Origin of the sequence: Winogradskyella sp. PE311 (assembly GCF_046545555.1) — a bacterium.
In the GTDB taxonomy this organism is placed as follows: Bacteria; Bacteroidota; Bacteroidia; order Flavobacteriales; family Flavobacteriaceae; genus Winogradskyella.
In genome coordinates this window covers 184,837-193,319 of the sequence record NZ_JBHZTH010000006.1, presented here as the reverse complement: position 1 = coordinate 193,319, position 8,483 = coordinate 184,837, and the positions used below count along the sequence as shown (strand labels likewise).

At 33.4% G+C, this 8,483-nt stretch carries 8 protein-coding genes; 5 read left to right on the top strand and 3 right to left on the bottom strand.

Annotation, left to right across the window (positions count from 1 at the left end):
* Positions 1 to 1,881, bottom strand: a 1,881-nt coding sequence (locus ACFWU4_RS15920) for a PKD domain-containing protein (RefSeq protein ID WP_411129662.1), incomplete at its 3' end; no start/stop codon positions are given.
* An 11-nt stretch (positions 1,882 to 1,892) separates the two neighbouring features.
* Positions 1,893 to 2,354 carry a hypothetical protein gene (locus tag ACFWU4_RS15915; RefSeq protein ID WP_411129660.1) on the bottom strand — a complete coding sequence of 154 codons (462 nt, stop codon included), beginning with the start codon at positions 2,352 to 2,354 and terminating at the stop codon, positions 1,893 to 1,895.
* A gap of 187 nt (positions 2,355 to 2,541) precedes the next feature.
* Between ACFWU4_RS15915 and folE the strand changes: the two genes are divergently transcribed.
* From folE to ACFWU4_RS15890, 5 genes are all read left to right on the top strand, one after another.
* Entirely contained in the window at positions 2,542 to 3,219 is a 678-nt protein-coding gene (gene folE, locus ACFWU4_RS15910; RefSeq protein WP_411129658.1) for a GTP cyclohydrolase I FolE, read from the top strand.
* A 54-nt stretch (positions 3,220 to 3,273) separates the two neighbouring features.
* The gene (gene cysS, locus ACFWU4_RS15905; protein WP_411129656.1) at positions 3,274 to 4,755 is read left to right on the top strand and encodes a cysteine--tRNA ligase; all 1,482 of its coding nucleotides are present in this window, start codon (positions 3,274 to 3,276) and stop codon (positions 4,753 to 4,755) included.
* Between the two features lie 2 nt (positions 4,756 to 4,757).
* The gene (gene yidD / locus ACFWU4_RS15900) at positions 4,758 to 4,991 is read left to right on the top strand and encodes a membrane protein insertion efficiency factor YidD (RefSeq protein WP_411129654.1); all 234 of its coding nucleotides are present in this window, start codon (positions 4,758 to 4,760) and stop codon (positions 4,989 to 4,991) included.
* 65 nt (positions 4,992 to 5,056) lie between these two features.
* Positions 5,057 to 5,881 (top strand): prolipoprotein diacylglyceryl transferase, encoded by an 825-nt coding sequence (gene lgt / locus ACFWU4_RS15895; protein WP_411129652.1) that lies wholly within the window; start codon positions 5,057 to 5,059, stop codon positions 5,879 to 5,881.
* Positions 5,881 to 6,378 (top strand): DUF192 domain-containing protein, encoded by a 498-nt coding sequence (locus tag ACFWU4_RS15890; protein ID WP_411129650.1) that lies wholly within the window; start codon positions 5,881 to 5,883, stop codon positions 6,376 to 6,378. Before lgt ends, ACFWU4_RS15890 begins: the two co-directional genes overlap by 1 nt.
* Before the next feature lie 14 nt (positions 6,379 to 6,392).
* On the opposite strand, the gene ACFWU4_RS15885 is transcribed toward ACFWU4_RS15890, so the two are convergent.
* The gene (locus tag ACFWU4_RS15885; RefSeq protein ID WP_411129648.1) at positions 6,393 to 8,429 is read right to left on the bottom strand and encodes a PKD domain-containing protein; all 2,037 of its coding nucleotides are present in this window, start codon (positions 8,427 to 8,429) and stop codon (positions 6,393 to 6,395) included.
* Between the last annotated feature and the right edge of the window lie 54 nt (positions 8,430 to 8,483).

Genomic DNA, 8,483 nt, shown 5'->3' with positions numbered 1-8,483 from the left:
ATTACTCACATCATCACAAACCTCTAAATCTAATACTAAATTAATGTCCGGTTGACCAGAAACATTTAAGGCAAATGATAGTACTTCATAACAGCCAGAATCTAAATATTCTACTCTTATATAAATCACTTCACCATCTGCGCCTGAATAGTTATTCAAATCAACAATTTCAGCCGTATCGGTATCTGCATCAGCTTGCGAATTATGATATGTAATAACTAAATCTGCTACATTCGTAGCACTAGCTAAAACTACAGCTGTATTAGAATCTAAATCGAATATATAAGGTGGAACTCCAGTATCACAAACAAATAAATCGTTAGGTAACTCGGTAACAATTTCTGGTAATACATCTATACATACCTCTTCAGTATATTCACAACCAAAATCATCAGTTACACGATACGTGTAGCAATTTTGACCTGCGTTAGTAGGAGTTACGGTTATAACGTTTCCTGTTGTATCAGTAATTGAAGGGTCAGTATCCCATGCTTCTGATGTTATAACAGGTGTAAATGATAATTCTGGAGGTTGAATGGCTGGATCAAAATTTAGAAACCACTCAAATATATAGCCATTATCTACTGACAAATTATCAACTATTCTAATACACCAATCGCCATTCAGCGTGCTTCCTAATAAACCATCAAAACTTTCAAAGGGTAAATAAGAACCGGGAACCCAAGAATTACCTGGTGGGTTTGTACCATTTATCTCAGTAGGAGCATTTGCAAGTAGCACAGCCGCAGACATTGTAAAACAATATGTTTCACCAGTTCCTGGTGTAACACCATTATCATCGTTTGCGCCACCAAAGTAGGTTCCACCTCCTGCCTGATCAAATAATCTTATTTCTTGACCATTAGGACTTTGTATAAAAATATCTAAATCACCAGAAAACGAATGTTCCATGTTAATACAAATCTCAACCAACTGATTAGGGTCTGTTAATGTCTGTGTTGAATCAAAACAATCTACAGTTATACAGGTCTCATATTGAGCACCTGACCCATCTGGTAAAAACGTCGTTCCACTAACTGGTGGTGTACAATCATTTATAAACGGAACAGCATTTACAATACCATCAATTGTTGTACTTTCACCATAACAAATAGTGGTTTCGGCAGCCTGAGTACCAGTGAAATCTGGCTCCGTAGCAACCTGAACAACCTGATTTATTAAATTAGTATTGGCACAACCTTCCGGATCAACTGACGTATTACTATCTCTTATATTTAAATTAACTATATAAACTCCTGGTGTTGCGTAAGAAAAAGTAGCGGACTGACCTGCAACAGTATTACCGTCACCTAAATCCCACTCATAACTCGCTCCTGTTCCATCTAATGAAAAGGTTCCGCTTCCATTTAAAGTAATTTCTTCATTTGGGCAAACTCTTATGTAACCATCTCCATTTGGTGCTGGTGTAGCAGAGTCTATTTGAGAATTAATGACCTGACAAGGAGTTAAACAAGAAATAGCTGCCTCCCATCCTGTTGTATTGGCCGATCCATTAGATGTGAATTCAATTGTAATACAACCAGATGTATTTTCTTCTGTTGCTTGGACCATTGTCGGTCCAGTTGGCCCTGAGAACATACCAAATGCATCCGCTGCCACTGAATCACCATTATAAATGGTCATAACATCCTGATTTAATTGGGTATTGAATGCCGAAAAGTCTAATTGAATTTTTTGTCCTGGATTTTCTGGACATATTGTTAAAACAAAGTTTTCATCGTTTCCGTAGTTACCAAACTCACCACCAGAATCAAAGAAAGTTCCTCCACATTGGTCTACTGTAGTAGTTTGCATATTGATGTCTTGACCTAACAATGTTAAGGATATAGCCAAGAATATAATAGTTAATAAATGTTTCATTTTAAGGGATTTTACTGATGCTGGGACTTAATAATAATATAGTAATTTGTATTGTCAACTTGAAACATTGACGCTGACAATGCATGAAACTCAAAATTATACTTTAAAGGGTTAAAAGTTGATGGATTAAAAATATCATCTCTTTTCAAATCTTTTACGTAAGGATTAAATAATGATACCTCTGATAATTTTCCACAGACTTTCCTTTCGTTTTCGTTAAAAACTTGCTTAATAACTATGCGGTTTCTAAGAAGTTGTTTTATGCTTTTTAGCATATTAGGATTACTAAATACATATTTATCAGCAAAATCTCCATAAACTTCTAGGATCTGATTACGCTCTTTTAACGTCAGTGGTAATTTTACATTATCACCGTATTTAGCTAAAGGTAGTGGTATCTTTTGTTTAGATTGTTGCCCAAATATAGAAACAGGCAAAAGTATTACAACAACAAAAAGTAGTAATTTCTTCATAGCTTAACAGTAATTTTTTTAAGATTCGAAAATTAAGAAAATTTTAATAAAACCTTAGTTAATTCGTCAAGGTTATTGACTTTTTAACGGTTTTACTTATAGAACAAGTGTAATTGTAAAATCCCTACCCTATTGATACTATTTTTATTGCTTATCTTTGCGTCTTTATTTTTAATATAATTTAACTATGAAAATCGATAGCGATTTTAATGATATAGATGCTTTAGGCGATGACCATGTGGGTTCATCTAGTAATACACCTTTAAGAGCAGATGCGTTTGATTTAACTGACGCAGAAAAAATGGAACTTATTAAAGACGATGTACGACATATATTGGAAACATTAGGATTAGATTTGAATGATGATAGTCTCAGTGGAACACCAAAACGCGTTGCAAAAATGTTTGTAAATGAAATATTTGGTGGTTTAGACCCAAATAAAAAACCAAAGGCTTCAACTTTTGAAAATAAATACAAGTATGGCGAAATGCTTGTAGAAAAAAATATAACTGTCTATTCTACTTGCGAGCATCATTTATTACCAATTGTAGGAAGAGCACATATTGCCTATATTTCTAATGGTAGCGTCGTTGGTTTATCTAAAATGAATCGTATTGTAGATTATTTTTCTAAACGACCTCAGGTACAAGAGCGCTTAACCATTCAGATTGTAAAAGAACTGCAAGAGGTTTTAAATACAAAAGATGTCGCCTGCGTTATTGATGCTAAACATTTATGCGTTAATTCTCGTGGAATTAGAGATATAGAAAGCAGTACTGTTACCTCTGAATTTGGTGGTAAATTTAAAGATTCTGCTGTAAGAAGAGAGTTTTTAGACTACATCCAATTAGACACACAGTTTTAGTTTGTTTTCTCTAAACTAGTTTTTTAGCTTTACAATACATTTCAATACTTGATCATGCCTTTATACGATAATCACACTATAAAAATTTACAATACCCTAACGGGAGAAAAGGAGGTTTTTAAACCTATAACTCCAGGTCATATAGGAATGTATGTCTGTGGACCTACCGTATATAGTAACGTTCATTTAGGTAACGTAAGAACTTTTATGTCGTTTGATATGATTTTTCGTTATTTCAAACATCTAGATTATAAAGTGAGATATGTGCGTAATATTACAGACGCTGGTCATTTAGAGAATGATGACGATGTTGGTGAAGATAAAATAACTAAGAAAGCACGTATAGAGGCTATAGAACCAATGGAAATTGTACAGCGCTATACGGTAGATTTTCATAATGTATTAAATACATTCAATTTTTTACCACCTAGTATAGAACCAACAGCCACTGGCCATATAATTGAACAGATTGAATTAATACAAAGCATTATTGATAATGGCTTCGCCTATATTGTCAACGGCTCAGTTTATTTTGATGTACATAAATATAATGAGACTAACGCTTATGGTATATTAAGCAAGCGCAAACTTGAAGACTTAATACACAACACAAGAGTTTTAGATGGGCAAAGTGACAAAAAAAATCCACAAGATTTTGCACTTTGGAAGAAAGCAGAACCAACCCATATTATGCGCTGGCCTTCTCCGTGGAGTGATGGTTTTCCCGGTTGGCATTTGGAGTGTACTGCTATGAGCACAAAATATCTTGGTGATTATTTTGATATTCACGGAGGTGGTATGGATTTAAAATTCCCTCATCATGAGTGTGAAATAGCTCAAAATCAAGCATCTAAGGGAAAAAATCCTGTGAAATATTGGATGCATGCCAATATGTTAGAATTAAATGGAGCTCGTATGAGCAAATCAACAGGAAATTATATAAATCCTGCAGAGCTATTATCTGGTGAGAATGACAAAATGTCTAAAGGCTACAATCCTAGCGTAATTCGTTTTTTTATGATGCAAGCGTCATACAAAAGTGTTTTAGATTTAACTGATGATGGTTTACAATCTGCTGAAAAAGGCTTTAATAGACTTATGGATGCCATAGAGTTAATCGAAAATTTAAAAACTGCATCTAAGTCTAGTTTTAACGTAACAAATTGGCAGCAGAAATGTTACTCAGCAATGAATGACGATTTTAATACGCCTATTTTAATTGCTCATCTTTTTGATGCTGCAAAATATATTAATCAAATTAAAGATGGAAGTGCTACAATTACTGAAAAAGATGCCGAATTATTAGCATCAACAATGCAATCATTTACATTTGACATATTAGGTCTAACTAACATTTCTCAAGAAAGTGCTGGGAATCACCAATTGGCTGGTGCTGTAGAAATTCTTATTAATTTGAGAAAAGAGGCGAGGTTAAATAAGGATTTTGCACTATCTGATAAAATAAGAGATGAATTATTAGAGGCTGGCATTCAACTTAATGATAGTAGAGAAGGCACTACCTTTACGACTAAGTAAAAGTGAAAAAAATCCTAATATATCCCGTTTTACTCATTATTAAACTTTATCAAACGTTTATATCTCCAATTACTCCGGCGACTTGCAGATATCAGCCAACCTGTTCACATTATACTAAAGAAGCTTTAGAAGTTCATGGTTTTTTTAAGGGAAGTAGGTTAGCTATAAAGCGCATTTTTAGTTGTCACCCATGGGGAGGCAAAGGTTTTGACCCAGTTCCTCCTAAAGAAGATTAATAATACGTTAATCTCATTTTCAAAACTATTCAAAATAGTATATTTACAAGATAAATAGTTAATACATGTTTTTACTTCAGATTGATTGGGATCCTATAAAATATATTGATTTAGGATTTTTTAAGCTTCACTTCTACAGCATGATGTGGATAGTTGCCTTTATACTTGGATTTTATATAACAAAACGGATATACAAAAATGAAGAACAATCGGAAGAGTCTTTAGATTCTTTATTCATATACTCTGTAATAGGCATTATGTTAGGTGCAAGATTAGGACACGTTATTTTCTATCAGTCTGAGCTTATAACTGAAGACTTTTTTAGCATCTTTTTACCGTTTAAATTTAAAGGAGGTTTTGAATTTACTGGATTTCAAGGTCTAGCGAGCCATGGTGCTGCAATTGCAATGATCATTTCAATGTATATATACAATAAAAAGGTTTTACATAAAACTGTTCTTTGGATCTTAGATCGTGTGGTTATTCCTGTTGCGCTAGGAGCTGTATTTGTGCGAATTGGCAACTTTATTAATTCTGAGATTATAGGTAAGGAAACTGATTCTGCATTTGGAGTTGTCTTTAAACAATTAGGAGAAACACAACCTAGGCACCCAGCTCAATTATATGAGGCATTTTGTTATGTTTTCGTTTTTTTAATACTATTTTATTTCTATTGGAAAACTAAAAAATCTGAGCAGCAAGGGTTCTTATTTGGGCTTTTCTTGGTGCTATTGTGGACCGTTAGGTTCTTTGTCGAATACGTAAAAGAAGCTCAAAATATAGAACGTGCTGATTGGTTGCTTAATACAGGGCAGTTATTAAGTATTCCATTTATACTAATTGGTTTGTATTTTATGTTTGTTTACAAACCAAAAACAAAGTTGGCTTAATGCGATTAAACAATTTATCAAAATATTTCACTGCTATAATCGTACTTTTATTAGCACTTAATTGTAGAGAAAAAAAACTGATAAAAACCGAAGACAAGGTCACTGTTAGCTTTAAAAAAGAAGGAGTGCTAAATCTTAAAAAAGCTGACACCGATTCTATAATTAAAACATTAGATATCGAAATTGCCAATAATGAGTATGAGATACAAACTGGCTTAATGTATCGCAATAAACTGGATAGAAATCACGGTATGTTATTTATTTTTCCGGATGTAAAAATGAGAAGCTTTTATATGAAGAATACTAAGATTCCTTTAGATATAATCTATATAGCTGAAGATAAATCTATAGTTAGTATTCAAAAAAATGCTCTACCCTTTGATGAAACTTCTCTCCCATCAGAAGCACCAGCTAAATATGTATTAGAAATTAATGCTGGACTTTCTGATGAGTGGCAACTTAACATTGGTGATGTTATTGACTATTACACAATGTAGTCTCTCAATATTTTCTAAAATTTTATCAACTTTTTTGTAGCATTTAAATTAAGCTGATTATTGGATACTTTTAAAAAATAATGCGCTTTTTCCAAATCATTTAAATCGTTAATTATAATTAGATTGGAACTTATGCTATGACGTTTTTCATAGACTATTCTTCCGCTTAAATCAAAAATCTTAACATCTACGGAATTTCCATTTAAAAACTCCGATACATTTATTACAAAACCTTGTTTAAATGGATTGGGAGAAACACTAATAGTACTTATTAAGGCTTCCGTTATATTGAGTCCTCGATAACCATCTACACCGTCGCAATTTTCATCGACTCCGTTACCTTCAGAATCCATGGCATCCGGATTAATTATATTATTGGTGTCATTACAGTCTAAACCATTTAATGCATAGCCAAAAGGAGGATTAACACTACAATCTTCAATAGTACTATTTGGGTCACCAAAACCATCACCATCTAGGTCTTCATAAAAGATAGTAGGTAACTGACCTTCAGGAGTCATAGTTACACATACTTCTTCGGTATATTCACAACCAAATTCATCAACTGTTCTAAATGTATAACAATGCTCTCCTGCCGTTTGTGGCGCTACAGTAATACTATTTCCTTCTGTTTCCGTAATACTAGAATTTACATCCCAAGTTTGAGATACAATTGTTGGTATATACGTATAATCTTGCAATTCTAGAGCAGGATCAAAATTAAGTTCCCAAGAGAAGATATAACCATTATCTACTGAAAGGTTATCTACAATTCTAACACACCATTCCCCATTTAAAGGGCTACCTAGTAAATCGTTAAAATTTTCTACTGGTAAATAAGTTCCAGGCACCCAAGAATTATGCGACGGATTAACACCGTTTATTTCAGTAGGCGCATTAGCTAATAATGTACTTGCATTCATAGAAAAACAATAATTTTCACCTTCACCTGGTGTAAGCGTATTATCATCATTTGCTCCTCCAAAATATGTACCTCCTCCTGCCTGATCAAATAACCTTACTTCTTGACCACTCGGACTTATTATAAAAATATCTAAATCTCCTGAATATGAATGTTCCATATTTAAACAAATATCAAAAATTTGTGAAACGTCGGTCAATACGGCATCATCATCAAAACATGTTACATTAATACAAGTGTTATAGGCGGCACCATTTCCATCTGGTAAAAAAGTCTCTTCACTTTCTGGTGGTGGACAATTGTAGATTAAAGTTAATGGACTCGCAATACCTTCAATTGTTGTGGAGTCTCCAAAACATAACGTATTATCAAAAGCTTGGGTCCCGGTAAAATCTGGGAGACCCGAAACCCTAATTACTTGGTTAATTGAATTTGTGCTTGGACAACCATCCATAAAATTATCCATATTAGTGTCTCTTATGTCTAAATTTAGAAGGTATACTCCTGGTAGCTCATATGATATATTAACATTTTCACCTAATGCAATATTTCCATCGCCTAAATCCCATGTGTAGCTTGCACCTGTGCTATCTTCGCTAAAAATTCCGCTTCCATTTAAGTTAATAGTATCTCCAACGCACACTTCAATAATACCCTCCGTATTGGGTATTGGGTTTGTAGCATCTAATACTGCTGTTATATCTTGGCATGGAACCGTACAAGAAATATTTGCCGCCCAACCTATTGTATTTCCTACTTCATTTGAAGTAAATGATAGTGTTAAACACCCACTTGTATTATCAAAACTTGCGAACACTAATTCAGGCGAAATAGCTCCATAATATTCGCCAATAATTTCACTTGAAGTGTCACTACCATCATAAATCGTTAATACATCTTGGTTATGTTGTGATAAAAATTCTTGAAAATCTAATTTAAGCCTCGCATCCGATTGGTCTGGACAAATAGTTAATGTATAATTTTCGTTATTACTGTAATTAGAAAGTTCACCTCCAGAATCATATAAGATTCCTGAACAGGTGTTAATAATACCATTTTGCATAATAAAATCTTGGCCAAAACTAAAAGTTGAGACTATTAAAAGTAGAAGTAGTAGTGCTTTTTTCATGATTGGTAGTATTTTAGTTATCAATAATCTAAGACAGGTCTGTCCGTATTTCTT